Here is an 18125-nt window from a genome sequence, read left to right on the forward strand (position 1 = left end):
GTTATTGGCCCAGTTGATGAGCGGTTAGAATTGCAGAGTAGACATTTTCTGCCGTCACTGGGAATGGCATATTGTGGATGGTTTCTCCCTCGGCCGTTGAAGCTTCGGCGACCTCGCGCAATTTATCGTGATTAAGCTCTTTAACGCCCATATCAAATAAGTTGGTTGGTAGACCTACCGATCGGCAGAAGGCGAGAACCGTATTAATCTCTTCCATCGCTGCGTTTTCTAGCACCAGTTGAACAAGTGTGCCGAACGCGACTTTCTCACCATGATAGAGATGGTGACACTCTTCGAGCTTGGTTAGGCCGTTATGAATAGCGTGAGCGCCTGCTAGGCCACTGCTTTCAAAACCTATACCGCTTAGGTATGTATTGGCTTCAATAATATTTTCTACCGCTTTGGTGCTCACACCATTTTCTACCGCAGCTTTTGCTTTTACACCATCTTCAAGCAAGGTTTCATAACAGAGCTTCGCAAGAGCTTGCGCTGAACGCGTCGCTAAACCACCTGCCATTGTTGCCTTACCAGAGGTCATGTTGGCACGAGCTTCAAAGTAGGTGGAGAGCGCATCGCCCATCCCCGATACCAGTAGGCGAACAGGGGCTTTGGCGATGACTGATGTATCCATGATGACCATGTCTGGATTTTTAGGGATCATCAAATATTCTGCAAACTCACCTTCAGGTGTGTATATCACCGCAAGAGCAGAGGTTGGCGCATCAGTCGAGGCAATCGTAGGAACCACCACGACAGGAATTTTGGTGTAAAACGCAACGGCCTTAGCTGTATCTAAGGTTTTACCGCCACCAATACCGACAATGACATCGTGTTTTTGAGTGGCACAAATGTCCGTGATGCGTTCAATCTCAACGCGTGAACATTCGCCACCAAAAATGTTCATAGTGAGTGGAAGCTTTTCGTCAGCAAAGCTTTGTTTGACGTCATCACCAACCAGGTTAGTCACGAACTCATCGGCAATGACTAACGGACGTTCACCTAATGTTTTCACATAGTGAGCGATAGATGTAAGTACTTGTTCACCTTGGACGTATTTGCTTGGGCTGATAATAATTTTGTCCATAATTCAAACCTTTAACCTTTTTTATGTGTGTTTTGGACTGCAATGAAAATCCATTGTAGCGATAAGGTTTATATTAGGTTTGGTGAGGTAAGTGGTGAAGGATATCTCTGGTTTTGTTCCATGCTTTTATGACCTCGGTGTCAAACCGACTGTCAGAAGTAATAAGCATTAGTATGCTTTATGGCGCCGATCACTATTCAAGCGAATTCGTCGTTTTTCGTTTCATATTGAAACGAAAATACCGAAGTCGTTGTTTCAATATGAAACGGATTGATTTTTGTTGAGCACGTTTTTTCTCTGTTTAAGATGAATTCATACCCTACATAAAAATATAAATGGAATGAGATAGAACGATGAAAAAGTTAATTAACCAAGTCGATGATGTTGTATTGCAGCAAATGGAAGGCCTGGCATTGTCCCGCCCTGAGCTAAAAGCCAACTACGAGCCTCGTTACATGTGGCATGAGGAAACGCCGGGGCAAGTGGCATTGGTTTCTGGTGGTGGCTGTGGTCATGAACCTTTGCACGCAGGTTTTATTGGTAAAGGCATGCTGACAGGCGCCTGCCCTGGTGAGGTATTTACTTCACCTACGCCTGATCAAATGTACGAATGTGGCAACCAAGTGAATACTGGAGAAGGCGTGCTATTTATCATTAAAAACTACACCGGCGACGTATTGAATTTTGAAACGGCCGTGGAGCTGCTTCATACCGATGGCATCAAAGTTGGGTCGGTGTTGGTGGATGACGATGTTGCGGTCAAAGACAGCTTGTATACCGCTGGTCGCCGTGGCGTTGCTGGAACGGTATTGGTTGAGAAGTTAGTTGGGGCTGCCGCGAACAAAGGTTATTCGTTGGAGCAATGTGAAGCTCTGGCTCGTCGCGTTAATAATCACTGTCGCTCATTTGGCGTGGCGCTTAATGCTTGTGTTGTGCCAGCGGCGGGTAAACCATCTTTTGTTCTGGAAGATGATGAAGTGGAGTTTGGTGTTGGTATCCATGGTGAACCAGGTATCAAGCGAGTGAAATACACCGATGTCGATACGTTAGTGGATGAAATGTTTACTGAAGTTGCTGAAAACACACCTTATCAGCGCACTTTGCGTATTTGGAATCGTGACGAAGGTGAATGGGGTGAAGTGGAATCCAGCATTGAGCCTTTTGCTGCTGAACACGACTACATTGTGATGGTGAATGGTATGGGTGGTACGCCAACTTCAGAGCTTTACGGGGTGTACCGCCGTCTTGCTCATAACTGCGAGCAAGCGGGGTTCCGTATCGTGCGTAATATGGTTGGTAACTTCTGTACGTCACTCGATATGGAAGGCGTTTCAATTACGTTGCTGAAAGCAGATAAAGAGATGTTGGAGCTGTTTGATGCTCCTGTCGATACGGCCGCGATCAAGTGGTAACAGGGGGGAGCAAACATGCAAATTGAAAAACAACATATCGTTCACTGGTTAGAGCTATGTGCAAAAACGTATCAAGAGAATCAAGATTTTCTGACCGACCTTGATCGTGATATTGGTGACGCAGACCATGGTCTCAATATGAACCGAGGCTTTAAAAAAGTCGCGGAAAAACTGCCGCAATTTGCGGACCAAAATATCGGCAGCATTCTCAAGAATACGGGCATGACCTTGCTTTCTAGTGTCGGTGGGGCAAGTGGCCCGCTGTATGGCACGCTGTTTATTCGCACGGCTGCCGCTGTCGGAACTCGAGAGCAACTAACGTTTGAAGAGTTGGTTGATGCACTAAAAAGCGGTGTGGATGGCGTGGTGTCTCGTGGTAAAGCGGAACTGGGTGATAAAACCATGTGTGATGTTTGGTTACCCGTTTTAGTTAGCGTGAAGGCGTCGTTAGAAAATGGCATGAGCGCTGACCATTTATTGAATGAAATGGTTGAGCTAGCAGAAACGAACGCGGTTGCCACGATTGAAATGTTGGCGAAAAAAGGGCGAGCAAGCTATTTAGGTGAACGTAGTATTGGTCACCAAGACCCCGGCGCAACCTCTTCTTTGTTAATGATTAAAGCACTACAGCAGGCAATAGGAGGTAATTAAGATGGTGGGAATTGTAGTTGTATCTCATAGTCGTCGCCTTGCAGAAGGGGTGGCCGAACTTGCCACCCAAATGACGCAAGGCAAAGCCAAGCTTGCGATTGCGGCTGGGATTGATGATCCAGAGAACCCGATCGGAACCGATGCCATAGCCGTGATGGAAGCGATTGAGCAGGTACATGATCAACAAGGGGTTGTTGTGTTGATGGATCTTGGCAGCGCGTTGCTTAGCACGGAAATGGCTCTGGATCTGATTGATGATCATGTGAGGGAAAATGTCACCCTTATCTCGGCCCCCATTGTTGAAGGGACCATGGCGGCGTCGGTGGCTGCTGCTGCCGGGCTACCTTTATCGACGGTAGTCGAAGAGGCACAGAATGCGTTAAGCGTAAAACGTGAGCACCTTGGTGATCAGCCACTAACATCCGCTGAGATAGCGCCAGTATCAGAGAACTTTGAGCAAGAACGGACATTTGATTGGGTAGTGCAAAATCCGAATGGATTACATGCTCGTCCCGCTGCGGCCATTGTTGGTGCACTCGCGCCTTTTGACTGCCAATTATGGTTGAAAAAAGGCGAGCGCCGTGTAAACGCGAAAAGCTTAAACAGCATTGCGAAACTTGGCGTTCGTAGCCAAGAGACGATCACGCTGTGCGCACTCGGCTCTCAATCCAGTGAAGCAATCAAGGAATTTGAAGCCTTAGCTAGTGAGCACTTCGGAGAAAAAGAGGCGGTTGAGCAAGGCATTATCGAATCTGAAGAGAGCACGGATACTTTGCTCGATGACATGGTCCCTAATCAGATTGAAGGTGCTGTTGTTGGTCTTCGAGTCAATGACGGTATCGCTACTGCTCCAGTTGTCCTTTTTACTCATGAAATGCCAGTTGTGCCTGAACGTGATTTCCAAAGTGAACAAGATGAAATTGAACGGGTTAAGCATGCGATAGGCGTGGTTGTTCAACATTTGCAGGAGCAAGCGAAGCAGCCGAAAGGGGAAATATTTTCTGCTCATAGCATGATGCTCAGTGACCCAGAATTATGGGCATCGGTCGAGTCGCGAATTCAAACGGGCATGATAGCCGAGCAAGCTTGGATAGAATCACTGCAAACGTTAGCCGACGAGTTTCGCCAGGCTGAAAGCCAGTACATGCGGGAACGCGAAGCTGATGTGCATGATATCGCACGCCAGGTTATGGTTGAAATGACAGGTGTAACGCCTAATGCCATCGACATTAAGGAACCGAGTATTTTGTTGGCCCGCGATCTGATGCCTTCTGATGTGGCCGGGCTTGATAAATCGAAAGTGCTTGGTATCTGTTTGAGTGAGGGAGGGAAAACCTCTCACAGTGCGATTCTTGCTCGTGCGATGGGGATTCCTGCCATCGTTAAAGCTCAGGGCTGCCTTGATGCTGTGCGTGCTGGTCAAGTGGTGACTATTGATGGCTTTCGAGGGCATTTATGGTTCTCTCCTTCTGATGCCGTACAGCAGGAATTAGAAGCTCAGCAAATTGAGTGGCAAAACTCACGACAAAGTGCACTAGCGAGTGCTCAGCAAGCCGCAGTCACCTGTGATGGTGTCCATATTCCAGTATTCGCCAATATTGGTGGACCGAAAGATATTGATGATGCACTAACATCAGGAGCTGAGGGCGTTGGTCTATTCCGGACTGAGTTTCTATTTCAAAACAGTGATGAGTTGCCGACTGAGGAAGCGCAATACCAAGTGTATCGTGATATTGCCGCCGCACTTGGTGATAAGCCACTTACGATTCGTAGTCTAGATGTTGGCGGTGATAAGCCTTTAGTCGCTTACCCTATGCCAGCGGAAGATAATCCATTTTTAGGTCTGAGAGGGGTGCGGTTGTGCCTTCAACATGAGTCATTGTTTACCGCCCAACTTCGAGCCATTCTGAGAGCCTTTCACGAGCAACCGAATATTCAATTGATGATACCGATGGTGGCTCAGGTTGAAGAAGTGAGAAAAGTAAAAGCGCTGTTGGCACATCAAGCAAACCAACTCGGCTTGGATGCGACTCATTTGCCTGTCGGTATTATGATTGAGGTACCCGCCGCGGTATTAAATGCAGATGCGTTAGCACAAGAAGTCGACTTTTTCTCTATTGGCACCAATGATTTGACTCAATATGTTATGGCAGCCGATCGAGGCAACGCTGCCGTTGCTGAATTGGTGAACTACTTTGAACCATCGGTACTAAAAGCCATTGAACTCACTTGTGCAGCAGGCGATCGCGCGGGCATACCGGTCAGTATGTGCGGTGAGATGGCTGGTGATCCAAATGCCACAGAAACATTACTTCGTGTTGGGTTACGAAAATTCAGCGCCAGTTCGAGTATGCTACCGGGACTAAAAGCGCAGATTCGTCAGTTGTCTGTCGATGTTTAATCGATACCTTTATCGTTAGTACATGTATACCGGCGTGCTTACGCCGGTTTTACTTTTGTAGGAACGCCACTTCTTGGCTTAATACAGCTTCATTTGCTCCTGCAGCCCAAACTTATTAATTTTTCTCCATAAGGTCGTGCGGCCAATTTGCAATGCTTTCGCCATATCATGCATTTTGCCATCACACTGATTCCAAGCCTGAACGATAGCTCTTCTCTCGGCTTCTTCTAACGTGATTACTGGCGTATTTTCTGCGGTATGGCGAGAATTCAGTTTAATGTCTTCAGGAATATCGTTCAGCTTGATTAAGTTGGAACTGCGGTTCAGCAAAATTCGCTCAGTTCGGTTTCTTAATTCAGAGTTGTTGCCTGACCAACGAAAATTCATCAACGCTTCCAGTGCGACTGGCTCTATCGAGATCGTCACATTGTGGCGGCGTTCATAATGGCTGATAAGCTGCTGGACGAGAAATTCAATGTCTTCTTTACGCTTTCGTAGTGGCGGAATATGCAGTTCGTTCGAGGAGATTTCATAATAAAGTTGCCGACCAAATGAGCGCTGAGTGACATACTCGCTGATCTCTGAAGCGGTGCTCGTAATAAGTTGAAAGTCTACGGGGATCAATCGCAAACTGTCGCTGCGGCTGACGAGCCCAGTTTTTAACAACTTAAGTAGCACGGCTTGTAAATCGGGTGACAGATATTCCACCTTTTCCAAAAAGAGCGTGCCGCCATGGGCGAGTTCAAACTTAGAGGGCATGCCTTGCCCCTCGTCGTATCCCAGGGTTTCTTTGACCAGTTGCTCTGTATTGATGGAGCGGCAGTTGAGCGTAATGATCGGCCCTTCTTTGTAGGTGCTTTCGTTATGAATCGCCATGGCGAGAGTGGCTTTTCCTACACCTTCTTCACCTGTAATTAGAATCGGTGATTTGGACTTTATGGCCCGTTTTGCCACGGTAATGACGTGCTTCATTTTTCGTGAAATAACAGGCAAAGTGCTGAATGTATAGCGCGCACTGCCACCTATTTGTTGTTGAGCAAGTTCGCGAATTTTATCGATGGGGTGCAAAAACAATAAGTGCGTGCCGTCGTTGAGTGGACGCAAGGTAATGATCGCTTCAACAAACTCGCCACGAACCTCTACCGTTGTGAGCTTGCGGTTGATGCTTGCACCCGACTCAAGACTATTGAGGACATTCGGCGGGAAACGTAAAACAGAAAAGACTTCTTTATCCAAAACCTGACTGGCTTCAATGTTTAACAAACGCTCTGATTGATGATTTACCATGGTAATACGGCTTTCTTCATCCCAGGCCAGAAGGCCATCATCCATGCATTCTAACGTTGCGTTGTGCGCACAAGTGAGGCGGTTAATGTTTTCTTGTTCCGACTGAATATGGATTTGCAAACTGACTTCTTTCGCGCTCGACGCGATGATGACTAAGTTTTCTTTCTTATAGCTCTCTGCTTTTTTGAGAAGGCATGTTGTGCCGCGTAACTTGCCAAATTGGTCGAAAACAGGTGCTGCTACAGAGGCATAAGAATGTAAGTGGCGATTGAAATGTTCTGCTGCGAAAACTTCACTCGGGATATGAGTACTAATACAGAGATTGACCGCATTTGTGCCAATTTTTCCTTCAGATAGAAAACAGCCTTGTTTAATGCCGAGCGCCTGCATCTCTTGCTGCATAGAGTGATGTCCCACAACGGAAAGAACGCAGCCGTTGCCGTCAGTTACCATCAATAGCAGGTCTTCGTCTCCTAGCATGTCGTAAGTGTCTTCAAGTACGGTCGTGGCGCATTCGATGAGGTGCTCGTTGCGTTTCATCAGAGATGAGAAGGTAAATCCAGAGGCAATATGTGGCTTTGACCAGGTGTAAGGACTGCATTGCTTTATGCAACGCTCCCACGACTCAAGTACGGGAGTGCGGGAAAATTCTGGAGATACCCAATGGTGTTTCTGGAAAAACGCCCATTTGGTTTTAGTGTCTTCGATTAAAAGCATGCCATACCGTTTCAATACTAGCGATAGATTGGTCTGATATTACAGGGACATACGAATATGGACTGTGATGGCTTTCACGCACGTCATACAGAAAGGACACGTAAAGAAAAGGTAACTATTCACCCAGGAGCTATTGACAGCAAATTTATGTGACTGAGTTAACTTGATCCCACATCCAACTTGAGTGATCTTTTTGTGGTGGCAATCTGGAGGTATGAATAAGAAAACATTACCTCCACCGCCAGATTTCGATTCGCCTGAAGAGGCGAAAGACATCATCCACTTTTTATGGAATAAGCTGGCAGAGCTTGAAGACCGACTAAATCAAAATAGTCGAAACTCTTCTGTGCCATCATCTCAACAACCCCTGCATAATAAAGCTAAGAATACTTCGCCAAATCGGAAGAAATCTGGAAAAAAGCAAGGAGCTCAACCAGGTCATAAAGGCCATCGCCGACTGCTTCACCCTGTTGAAGACAGTGCCTCGGTTGAGCAATATTTACCGAATAAGATATGCCACTGCGGTGGGTGTGTTATTCCAAATCGAAAACCTTATAAACGACACCAAATCTTTGACTTGCCAGATATCTCATACACGCTTGTTGAACATCAAATCTTTAAAGGCGAGTGCGCATGGTGTGGTGATAAACACCAAGCGGAGCTTCCAGAGTATGTGCCCGATGTTCAAATGGGGCCAAATCTACATAGCTTTATCGCAATCCAGGCGACGCAGCACCACCAAAGCATAGGTAAAATACAATCTATGTTGAAAGACGTCTTCCAGCTTAACTTCTCAACAGGTGCAATATCAGCGGCGCAAGGACGAGTCACTGAATACTTAGCCGATACTCATACTCAAATTCATGAAACAGTCAAAGCATCTAAACTGATTATGGCTGATGAGACTTCGCATCAGCGCAATAATGATAAACGCTGGATGTGGGCCGCACTCAGCAATGACGAAGCCTTTTTCCAAATTAACAGTGGAAGAAACCAACATGCTGCCAAACGACTACTTGGTGAAGCGGTTTCACACCTTTTAGTGACTGACCAATATTCTGCCTACAAATATATCGACGAATCTAAGCGCCAATTATGCTGGGCTCACATATTAAGGAACGTCATCGCTATCGAGGAGAGCGTTTGTCCTGAAAACCAAAAAATCGGAGAAAAACTCGCTTTAATCGCTCATGGCGTATTCAGGTGTCATCACCGATATATCGAAGAAAAAATTACCGAAAGCCAATATTACCGCCGACTCAGGCGATTACGAAAGAGCTGGCTTCATTGGCTCAAATTGGGTAGTTATCAATGCTCAAAACGATATCGAGGTAGATGTCGAAACCTCATCGCTGATGATGCCATGGTCTGGCGGTTTATGGACGACTCCGAGTGCCCGTTAACAAACAACGCAGCGGAGCGAGTTCTCCGTAATTACATACTGATGAGGAAGTGTTGTTACGTGACTCGCTCATATCGAGGCGACCAGTTCCGCGAACGAATGTTCTCGCTGATAGAAACAGCCAAACTTCAGCAGGTCTCTGCTTATAAATGGCTGCGTGAAATCGTCGAACATCACATGTTGAGAGTTGATTATCAGGCGCCAGTATTTTTTAGCGTAAACCGTCGTCAATAGCTCGTGGGTGAATAGTTACCTATAAACAAATTACCAATACGAGTGGATTCTGAGATAAATCTGGAAAGGTACAAAGGAAAAGGCATTTGAGCCTTTTCCTGAAAATTAAACACATTTAAGAATGCGGTCTATATCTGCCCTAAATGATTTATGCCCCAAAACCAGTTGGTATGTAACCCTACAGGCGACACTATAATTAGAGTTTCTAATAGATTTTATTATGTGAAATGTTAAAACTTTATTGTGCTGATACTTGCACTTGAGTTCGGGAAAAAGCCGTTTGTCGCACACAATACTAATCGATTCCAGAACAATTGGTTCGAATTGAATTTAACTTATCCCTGAATTCAACTCCGAACTGCGACATTTACCTTCGGATAGTTGCTTCGATGTGATAAGCAATATACTTTAACAATATAATCAATTTTATACTTATGTGGATGAATATGGATATACAGCAAAAGTTAATATCTTGGGGTGATTTCTTAAGTAAAATGGATATGTACGACGACTTAGCCGACGTATCAGAGAATATTCAAAGTCAATTAATCGCTATTGTATCGTGGGCAAATAAGGCTCAGTTAGATATCTACCCAGTTGATATTGACAATCAATTTCGGGTTGGTCGACGTTCATTACAAGCTCAAAAAGCAGAAGCAAACTTTAAAAGTATCCAGATTCAAAATTCTAAAATTAAGTTAGATGGTGATGATTTCAGTTATGAACTCTTAGATGACTTAACGCCTACATTGAAACATTTTTCAGAAGCACATGAAATTGATCGTGAGTCTTATTGGCCAATAGATTACCGAAACAGTATGACAGCAAAAGATTCAATAAATACAAGTAACCTTGATGAAGGTATGCATCAACCCATGAGCAGTTTAAACAAAATTCTATATGGTCCACCAGGCACAGGTAAAACCTATCATACCATTGAAGCTGCGGTAAAAGCAGCCGAGCCAAATTTTACATGGGAAACTAGAGAAGAACTAAAAAAAGAGTACCAGTCTTTAGTTGAAAAAAATCGTATTCGGTTTGTTACCTTCCATCAAAGCTATGGTTATGAAGAGTTTGTTGAGGGCTTAAAAGCTTCTACAAATGAAAGTGAGCAAATTACTTATGCGGTAGAAGATGGGATTTTTAAAAGTATAGTTTCTGATGCCACAAAATTTCGAATCAATAAAGATATAAAAGAAGATAAGGATTTTGATTCGTTGTGGGATAAATTTTTAGAACAATTTACAGATGAAGAAAGTGGAGTAAGAATAAAAACAAAGCGAACTACTTTTATTGTCACAGATATAAGTTCAAATACGATACATTTTGAGAAATCTCAAGGTGACTCTGTACACTCATTGAGTATAAAAACCTTGAAAGCTATTTTTGATGGTGAGCGAGTTATGAAAGGTGGGTTGAACCCATATTATTCAGGGTTTGTTAATTATTTAAAAGAGTTATCTAATAAATCAAAATTGGTAAAAACCGAACGTAAGAACTTTGTGTTAGTTGTTGATGAAATTAACCGCGGCAATATTTCGAAAATATTCGGTGAGCTTATTACGTTAATTGAACCTTCAAAGCGCAAAGGTGAAGATGAAGCACTTGAATTAACTCTACCTTATTCTTCTGAAATTTTTTCTGTGCCGAACAACCTACATATCATCGGTACCATGAATACTGCTGATCGCTCATTAGCAATGATGGATACCGCATTACGTCGTCGTTTTGATTTTGTGGAGATGATGCCAAAGCCAGAGTTGTTGACGGATGTAATAGTTAACGGTATTGATTTAAAAGAATTATTAATCAAGCTGAATGAAAGAATTGCAATTCTCTACGATCGTGAGCATACCTTAGGTCATGCTTTCTTTATGCCAGTGAAAGTGCTTTATAGTAACGGAAAAGAAAATTTAGCGTTTAAAGAGCTACAAACAGTATTTAAAAACAAAATCATCCCGCTTCTGGAAGAGTACTTCTTTGAAGATTGGAGCAAGATTCGTCTTGTGCTAGGTGACAATCAAAAAGCGTTAGGCTTTCAATTTATTACAGAAGAAGTACAGACTCCACAACAATTGAAGAACTTGTTTGGAAGTAATCATAAGCTTGATGAATATGGTCAGTCGGTGGTGAATTATCGTTTGGCTGATGATAAAAGCAATGTTTGGCTTGATCCAAGGGCTTATATTGGCATCTATTCGCCTAAATTAGTTGAAGCTACTGATGTTCAAGAAAGGGCATCGGCTGAAACGCATGGTGAGGAAAGTCAATAACCATGCATACCACAGTGTTCGAATATGGTTATTTGACCTACGAAAAATCCGCTTGTGACACTCTGCAAGCGGAGTTGATTTCTAAAACTGCCTTTGAGTATCTCAAAGAAGTTAGTTTAAGTGCATCACAAACAAATACCGCTAAGTGTTTAAATTTAACTATGCGTTATGGTTATGAGCTAATTCAAGTCAAAAACTATGGTGAGCTTACGAGAAGATAGTGTACATAGGTATTAAGAAGCGGCTCTGGCCGAAAGCCAGAGCCTGTTTTGATTAGATATTGGACTGATAATTCCAGGGCAAGAACTGTTGTGGATTAGCCTTAACTTCACTTTCCATTCGCTGTATCGTATTAAAGTAATCCAGCACATTTATACCCGCTTCGGCTGATGTCGCTATCATCGCCATGATCACATCCGCAATGCTCGCACCAGCCTGTGTTTTATGGAACAGGGCATTTTTTCGGTTGCGAGCAACTAGCTTGAGTGCTTGCTCCGCTCGGTTATTATCCAGCTGTGCTCCCTCGAGACGGCAGAAGGCGGTCAGCCCCTCATAATGCTTAGTAAAATAATTAATTGCTTTACCAAGCCCGCTGTTTTCTTCTGTACTTCCCCTGTTCAGCTCGGCCTGACCCCAGTTTCGGATCTGCTCCATTACCGGAAGTGATAGCTTTTTATGCCAAGCTAACCGTTGCCCCGCGTTAAGTCCTAGCTCCCTGGCTTCATCATCGTGTCGCCAGATTTCACCATACCACTGTAGTACTTGCTCCACTTCATCTGGAAACTGATTAAGGACTTCGGCAAACTGCCGTCGTCCGTGACTGTTGCACAGACTGTGTTCGACCACGTAATCAAGCGATGGGCGGTTGCTGGATAAGGCATCACTCATCAATATCGGGGGCGCGAGTGTCCGGCCACGGTCATGTAAAATCTCGTCGATGAACTCGCCGGCATGACCGATATTGGTCTGATACAACACGACAGTACGACCCTCTTTTAAGCCCGCGACTAAACCGGAGCTGTAAACACCACTGCGCTCTCGGGTTTTTGTTCCATTTCTCTGCGGCTTTTCTATCGGGACTTTGTCTAAAATTCGGTTGGTCGTGTCATCTAAATAATAGTGCTCTGCGTTTGCGGCAAACACTCTTAACAAGTTATAAATGGGTTGCAAGCTATTGGCGACTAACTCGACTTGGTCAAAGATGGTTGAGGCGGTCAGTTTAATCCCCATCAGCGCTTGCGTACTCTCCTGACGATAGTAGGGTGCACCTGCAAAAAACTTGTGAAGAGCCATCAGGCTGCGGGCACTGTAACCATACTTCTGGCTTGGCTCTCCATCATTTATCACGTCATTAGGTAACTTGGCAGTGAAGTACTGACCACAGGCATTGCAACGTAGCCGCTCCATAACGTGTTGCTCTGGGACGAACGGACTTTGCCCAGTGATCCGCAACAGCGTAGCGGGCTCGTATTTATATAACTTGCCTTTTTGACACTCGGGGCAACTATCGCCTTTCTTTAGATCGTCCAGTTTATGCTGAGTGACTTTCGGTTTCACTGGTGGTGTGCTGGGTTGGGTATTTTTAGGCTTAGGACGTTTTTGACCGCGGTTTTTGTTTTTCTTATTTTTCTGGCCGAGTAGAGTGTCCATCGTTTCTGATGACTTGACCATGCCAACCAACTTACGCAATTTATGCAGGGTGATATCGTTATCAGACAGACGCTCTTGCAAGGCAGCCAGCGTCTTTAATGCCTTCAACAAGATGTGGCAATCTTCCGCACTCAGTGCTAAGTCGTGCTCCTTTGCCTCGTGCACTCGCTGGATAAGCCCGTCCAGCTCTTCGCTGTCAATATCGGTAAAGTCTTGCGCCATTTAAGTTCCTGTCGGCTGGCTTGCAGTGCTGATGCGCTCAATTATTCCAGCATTGTGGGATCAGTCAACATGATCGTGAGGATCGATAACTTAAGGGGGAATAGTGTGCGTACGGTCATACTTTTTGCCAGCCAGGCAGCCCCACCAACAGAGCTTTAAGCTGCTTCGCGGCGACAGGGGTCACCCCATCTTGGTGATGACGGGGCCAATCTTGAAAGCGGCCTTTGCTCAGGCGTTTATTGATTAACCAGAAGCCAGAGCCGTCATAACATAATGCTCTAAGCATGGTTTGACGGCGGTTGGTAAACACAAACAGGGTTCCGCTACGAGGCGACTGTTTTAGCTGATGACGACACAGGGCGGCGAGTCCATCAATACCACAGCGAAAATCGGCTGGTTGAGTCGCAAGCAGGATTTTACTCTCAGCAGTCAGGTGGATCATTTTACTTCTCCTGCTTCTTGTATCAGAGCTCGCAATAAGTCAGGAGAGACAAGGCCGCTGATACAGATCTGACTTGAATTAGGAAGAGTGAGCTGAAGGCTCAGGTCTGATTTAGGTAGTAAATCAGGCTCTATCTGTAACGGAACAAAATCAGGAGCGGACGACTTAACGGGAAGTTGCTTGCGCCAGTCATTGAGCTGGGTGGTGCAGATCCGTAGTGCTTTGGTCACGTGACTGATCGGATATTCTTCAAGCAGCTTGAGTGCTAAGCAGCGTAGTTCATCGGGGATACTGGCATGTTTATTAATGCGGGTTTGTCGCCAGTGCTCAAAGTCAGCAGTGGCCTGAATCAGGTTTTTCTGGTTTTGCATGGTGCCTTCCTTATATTGGATAAGCACTTAGTAAACCAGAGCTGGCGAGTTAAGTTGAGCTATGCTGCCGTAAGCTCACAAACTATGTAGGTGTATTATTCACACCTACTGGTGAGCATATTGAAATTTTGCCAAAAGTAGGTCGTAAAACCTCGGATGATCAGCTAGCAATTACGGAATCCCGTGATACGTTACTTATGATGCTGAAACATTTAGGTTCATTTCGCTATGTATTATCTAGCCAAGGCAATGTGGCTAGTAAAGAAATGCCTCTTTTAGAGGTATTCATTAGTCAGTTTTTACACTGCGTTAATACATTAGTTAAAAAAGGGCTAAAAAGTGATTATGTGTCTAGGGCTGATAATTTATTTTATCAAAAGGGTAAGTTGCTTGTATCTAAGCAGTTAAGGCACAACCTGGTTAATAAACATAAGTTTTATGTTGAACATGATGAGTATTTAATTGACCGTCCAGCTAACCGTTTAATCAAAACCGCTCTGCTAAAACTGACAAATGTGACACGTCTATCAGTAAATCAGAGACTGTTGAGAGAGCTTCAGTTTGCCTTTGTTGATGTACCTTTCTGTAAATCCATTGAGCAAGATTTTAACATGCTTAAACTTGGTAAAGGCATGAAAGATTATCAAACATCATTAGATTGGGCGAAATTAATTTTAGAGGGGATTTCACCACTAAGCATGAAGGGTGGTAATCAGGCTTTATCATTGATGTTTCCGATGGAAATGGTATTTGAAAATTATGTCGCAGCAATATTAAGAACACAATTGAAAAGTGGTATTGAGCTGACAACACAAGCTCGTACAAATTATCTCGTTACCCACAATCAAAGGCGTCAGTTTCAACTAAAGCCGGACCTGCTACTTACTTTCACTGATGGTTCTAAAGTGGTGTTGGATACCAAATGGAAGTTAGTCGATTTAACTCAAAATAATTTTGGTTTATCTCAATCAGACTTTTATCAAATGTTTGCTTATGGACAAACATATTTAAGCGGTAAGGGAGATCTGTACTTGATTTACCCGGAACATGAAGGATTTACAAAGCCCATTGAGCATAGCTTTGATTTTTCCGAGGATCTTAAGTTATGGGTTATTCCTTTTTCTATGAGTACTAAGAATCCAAATGGTGTTTTACTACCTGATAACGGTCGTTCATTTATATCGATTGATGGATAATTACTTGCTGAAATTTGCCATTCATATCTGATTCAATGATTTTATAAGTTTACAAACTCCCTATCTCTGAAGAACAGCGGATAATGATATTCATCGACTCAAGGGGTGAAATATGAATACATTACAAGCAAGTCATCTTGAATCTATCAAAAGAAAATTGCTCGAAGAGGAAATGTTGATTACGGTGGTTCAGCATGCTGATACTGTCGAGATTCAGTATAGTAACCGTCAATTGCTGTCTAATGAACTTGATCAGCCAACGATAATAACTTGTTGTTTAGATGGTAGAATAATTGTTTTAGACCCAAGTCTTGGCGTATTAAAGTTTCGTGATTTTACTAGCTGGGTATATTGGTTCGATATTTAAAGAGTACAGGGAACGATGAAGAAAATACTATTAGCCATCGTCGGCAGTAAGCCTCAGGTGTTAACAGAAGTCATTTATGGTCTTTATCAATCTGGTCAAACTTTACCTGATGAAATTCGGGTGATCACCACTCGTAGTACTCGCGATAAAATTACTAGCCAACTTTTTAAAGAAGGGTATTGGCAGTCATTGATTAACGAATATCAACTACCTGCTATCAGTTTTGATGAAAGCAATATTTCAGTGTTGGAAGATAAGAATGGTTATCAACCTTTCGATGCTAAACAAGATGAAGATCAGTCGGTCATGGCGGATTGTATTATCCAAACCGTTTCAGAATTAACCCGAGATACAAATACAGCCGTTTGTGCTTGTCTGTCTGGTGGTCGCAAAACCATGGCTTTCTATCTTGGTTTTGCAATGTCTTTATATGGTCGAACTCAAGATTCATTAAAGCATGTATTCATTAGCCCTGAATATGAATCTTTACCTGCATTTTTCTTTCCAACAAAGCATGATCATTGGTTAATTAATACGGAAGGCGCAAAAGTAAATGCGAGAGAGGCCAAAGTGACGTTAGCAGATATCCCTTTTGTTCGTATGCATACAAGCCTTGCTTCGTCGATGTACTCTCAAATTGAAGCTCGTTCCTTTTCGAAAACGGTGGCACTAATTAATGCTGCTAATCAAGATGGGCCATTGGCTATCTCTATCAATATCACAGCACGAACTGTCACTATTTTGGGCGTTGAGATCCAACTTTCACCTAAGCTATTAGCCTTATACGCTTTTATCGCAACTCAACCTAATCAGAAAATTAAAGTTGGCTCTGCTTTTATTCAATCTAAAGAATATACCAAACAATACCTATCCCTTTATAAACAAATGAGAGGGGATACACGTGTGTATAGCAGTTTTGGTTTAGATGGTGAAATTGACTGGGATAATCAAGTCTTAGATGGGCTAAAGCCGATGTCTGCCAAGTTTATCCAAGAAGTTTTAAGTCAGTGCCAGCAAAAGCTTTCAGATAAATTACCTCTCTCGATCGTGGAAAAAGTCAAAGTTCAATCAAGTGGGATGAAAGGTGCGATGCAATATCATATTCATCCAGATATCGTGATTGTTGGCTTGGAGAAATATCATGATAAGTGATGAAGTGCGCAATAAAGCTCAAGGAGTGCTATTAGGTTTAGCGTTGGGAGATGCGTTAGGTACAACTCTTGAATTTCGACCAAAAGGATCCTTTACCCCGATTACCGATATGGAGGGGGGTGGTCCTTTTAATTTGCAAGCAGGGCAGTGGACAGATGATACATCTATGATGTTATGTCTCGCCGATAGTTTTCTTGAATGCGGTAAAAATAATAGTAAAGATCAAATGGAGCGCTACCTACGTTGGTATCGTCACGGTGATAACTCATGTACTGGTCATTGTTTTGATATAGGTAATACGGTGAGAGCCGCGTTACATCAATTTGAGCTAACGGGCGATCCGCTATCTGGAAGTGAGGAACCAAATACTGCTGGAAATGGTAGTTTAATGCGAATTGCCCCCATTGCATTATTCTACCGAAAACAGTCTATTGAAGAAGCCTGTGATGCGGCATGTTTAGCGAGTATGACAACTCATGCTGAGCCACGTACCCAAGCGGCTTGTGCACTTATGACATACTTTTTGCATCGTGGTTTGAATACACCGTCTATTGAATTAACGAAAGGCAACTTTTTAACTATTAGCCCTGATTTCATTCTACGGCTGGGTTCTTTATCTCAAGACGTTGTTGATCTCGCAACAGGTAACTATCGCCTAAAACAAGAAAGTGAAATCAAGGGAACGGGCTTTGTCATCGATTCATTGGAAGCAGCGTTATGGTGTTTCTATCACAGTGATAGTTTCGAACATGGTGCTTTGCTGGCAGCCAATCTAGGTGATGATGCTGATACCACCGCTGCAATTTATGGGCAAATTGCAGGGTGTTTTTATGGTGCAGATTCCTTACCTGAACATTGGTTAGACAAGTTAGCATGGAGAAAGCATATAGCCCGTCATGCTGAGTATTTGTTACTAAGGCCAAGTAATCATAATCTAAAACGGTTTTTAGACAGTTGTTCACATAACGAGCAAGGTTTTGATTATACGGCCTTTTATGAATCATCCATTGCTATTGCACTTAGTTGGGATCTTGCAGATACCGTGGATTGGAATAGCAATGGGCGATCAGTTATTGAGGTCATAAAAGAAATGAGTTTAATGGCATGTTTGAGTTGGATCACTCAAGTTGTGCGTAGTGACCGTTTCAATCAAGGGTTGCTGCAAGAGACTTTGGACAATGGAAGCATGGCGGCAGCAATAAAGAGACTTCAGTGGTTAATGAACACCTATGCTCCAAGCAATGAATGTATGACTAAGGATTAA

The 18125-nt window shown here is 43.6% G+C and carries 14 protein-coding genes and 1 pseudogene; 10 read left to right on the forward strand and 5 right to left on the reverse strand.

The window, feature by feature from the left end:
• Position 1 precedes the first annotated feature (1 nt).
• Positions 2 to 1084, reverse strand: coding sequence for a glycerol dehydrogenase (locus VCASEI_RS18560; RefSeq protein WP_006742744.1), 1083 nt, complete (start codon positions 1082 to 1084; stop codon positions 2 to 4).
• A 353-nt stretch (positions 1085 to 1437) separates the two neighbouring features.
• Here VCASEI_RS18560 and dhaK point away from each other — a divergent pair, with 353 nt between their 5' ends.
• The 3 genes from dhaK to ptsP are packed head-to-tail and all read left to right on the forward strand — an operon-like array spanning position 1438 to position 5548.
• Positions 1438 to 2496, forward strand: a complete 1059-nt coding sequence (dhaK, locus tag VCASEI_RS18565; protein ID WP_027695153.1) for a dihydroxyacetone kinase subunit DhaK — start codon at positions 1438 to 1440, stop codon at positions 2494 to 2496.
• Positions 2497 to 2511: 15 nt separating this feature from the next.
• On the forward strand, positions 2512 to 3147 hold the full coding sequence (gene dhaL, locus VCASEI_RS18570) for a dihydroxyacetone kinase subunit DhaL (RefSeq protein WP_089111090.1): 636 nt from the start codon (positions 2512 to 2514) through the stop codon (positions 3145 to 3147).
• A 1-nt stretch (position 3148) separates the two neighbouring features.
• Entirely contained in the window at positions 3149 to 5548 is a 2400-nt protein-coding gene (gene ptsP, locus VCASEI_RS18575; protein ID WP_089111091.1) for a phosphoenolpyruvate--protein phosphotransferase, read from the forward strand.
• Positions 5549 to 5626: 78 nt separating this feature from the next.
• Here ptsP and dhaR read toward each other — a convergent pair whose 3' ends face one another.
• Positions 5627 to 7552 (reverse strand): dihydroxyacetone kinase operon transcriptional regulator DhaR, encoded by a 1926-nt coding sequence (gene dhaR, locus VCASEI_RS18580; RefSeq protein ID WP_027695155.1) that lies wholly within the window; start codon positions 7550 to 7552, stop codon positions 5627 to 5629.
• Between the two features lie 214 nt (positions 7553 to 7766).
• On the opposite strand from dhaR, the gene tnpC (VCASEI_RS18585) reads away from it, so the two are divergent.
• The 3 genes from tnpC (VCASEI_RS18585) to VCASEI_RS18595 all read left to right on the forward strand — a co-directional run bounded on the left by tnpC (VCASEI_RS18585) (position 7767) and on the right by VCASEI_RS18595 (position 11682).
• A complete protein-coding gene (gene tnpC / locus VCASEI_RS18585; RefSeq protein WP_110957853.1) occupies positions 7767 to 9188 on the forward strand; it encodes an IS66 family transposase in 1422 nt (473 codons plus the stop codon).
• Between the two features lie 446 nt (positions 9189 to 9634).
• Positions 9635 to 11461 carry an McrB family protein gene (locus tag VCASEI_RS18590; RefSeq protein WP_238321429.1) on the forward strand — a complete coding sequence of 609 codons (1827 nt, stop codon included), beginning with the start codon at positions 9635 to 9637 and terminating at the stop codon, positions 11459 to 11461.
• 2 nt (positions 11462 to 11463) lie between these two features.
• On the forward strand, positions 11464 to 11682 hold the full coding sequence (locus VCASEI_RS18595; protein ID WP_197709620.1) for a hypothetical protein: 219 nt from the start codon (positions 11464 to 11466) through the stop codon (positions 11680 to 11682).
• A gap of 52 nt (positions 11683 to 11734) precedes the next feature.
• On the opposite strand, the gene tnpC (VCASEI_RS18600) is transcribed toward VCASEI_RS18595, so the two are convergent.
• The 3 genes from tnpC (VCASEI_RS18600) to VCASEI_RS18610 form a co-directional block, all read right to left on the reverse strand.
• Entirely contained in the window at positions 11735 to 13333 is a 1599-nt protein-coding gene (gene tnpC, locus VCASEI_RS18600) for an IS66 family transposase (protein ID WP_110957756.1), read from the reverse strand.
• Positions 13334 to 13448: 115 nt separating this feature from the next.
• Complete coding sequence (gene tnpB / locus VCASEI_RS18605) at positions 13449 to 13775, reverse strand: IS66 family insertion sequence element accessory protein TnpB (RefSeq protein ID WP_004393962.1); 327 nt, start codon at positions 13773 to 13775, stop codon at positions 13449 to 13451.
• The gene (locus tag VCASEI_RS18610) at positions 13772 to 14146 is read right to left on the reverse strand and encodes a hypothetical protein (RefSeq protein ID WP_110957753.1); all 375 of its coding nucleotides are present in this window, start codon (positions 14144 to 14146) and stop codon (positions 13772 to 13774) included. Before VCASEI_RS18610 ends, tnpB begins: the two co-directional genes overlap by 4 nt.
• A gap of 83 nt (positions 14147 to 14229) precedes the next feature.
• Between VCASEI_RS18610 and VCASEI_RS18615 the strand changes: the two are divergent.
• The 4 genes and pseudogenes from VCASEI_RS18615 to VCASEI_RS18630 all read left to right on the forward strand — a co-directional run.
• Positions 14230 to 15342, forward strand: a pseudogene (locus tag VCASEI_RS18615) (McrC family protein); the annotation flags it as partial.
• Between the two features lie 112 nt (positions 15343 to 15454).
• Entirely contained in the window at positions 15455 to 15709 is a 255-nt protein-coding gene (locus VCASEI_RS18620) for a hypothetical protein (protein ID WP_110957855.1), read from the forward strand.
• Positions 15710 to 15724: 15 nt separating this feature from the next.
• Positions 15725 to 16861 (forward strand): CRISPR-associated ring nuclease Csm6, encoded by a 1137-nt coding sequence (gene csm6 / locus VCASEI_RS18625; protein WP_110957856.1) that lies wholly within the window; start codon positions 15725 to 15727, stop codon positions 16859 to 16861.
• Positions 16851 to 18125: an ADP-ribosylglycohydrolase family protein gene (locus VCASEI_RS18630; RefSeq protein ID WP_110957857.1), complete on the forward strand. Its 1275-nt coding sequence runs from the start codon at positions 16851 to 16853 to the stop codon at positions 18123 to 18125. The genes csm6 and VCASEI_RS18630 overlap by 11 nt, the downstream gene beginning before the upstream one ends.

The sequence above is a fragment of the Vibrio casei genome, assembly GCF_002218025.2.
In the GTDB taxonomy this organism is placed as follows: Bacteria; Pseudomonadota; Gammaproteobacteria; order Enterobacterales; family Vibrionaceae; genus Vibrio; species Vibrio casei.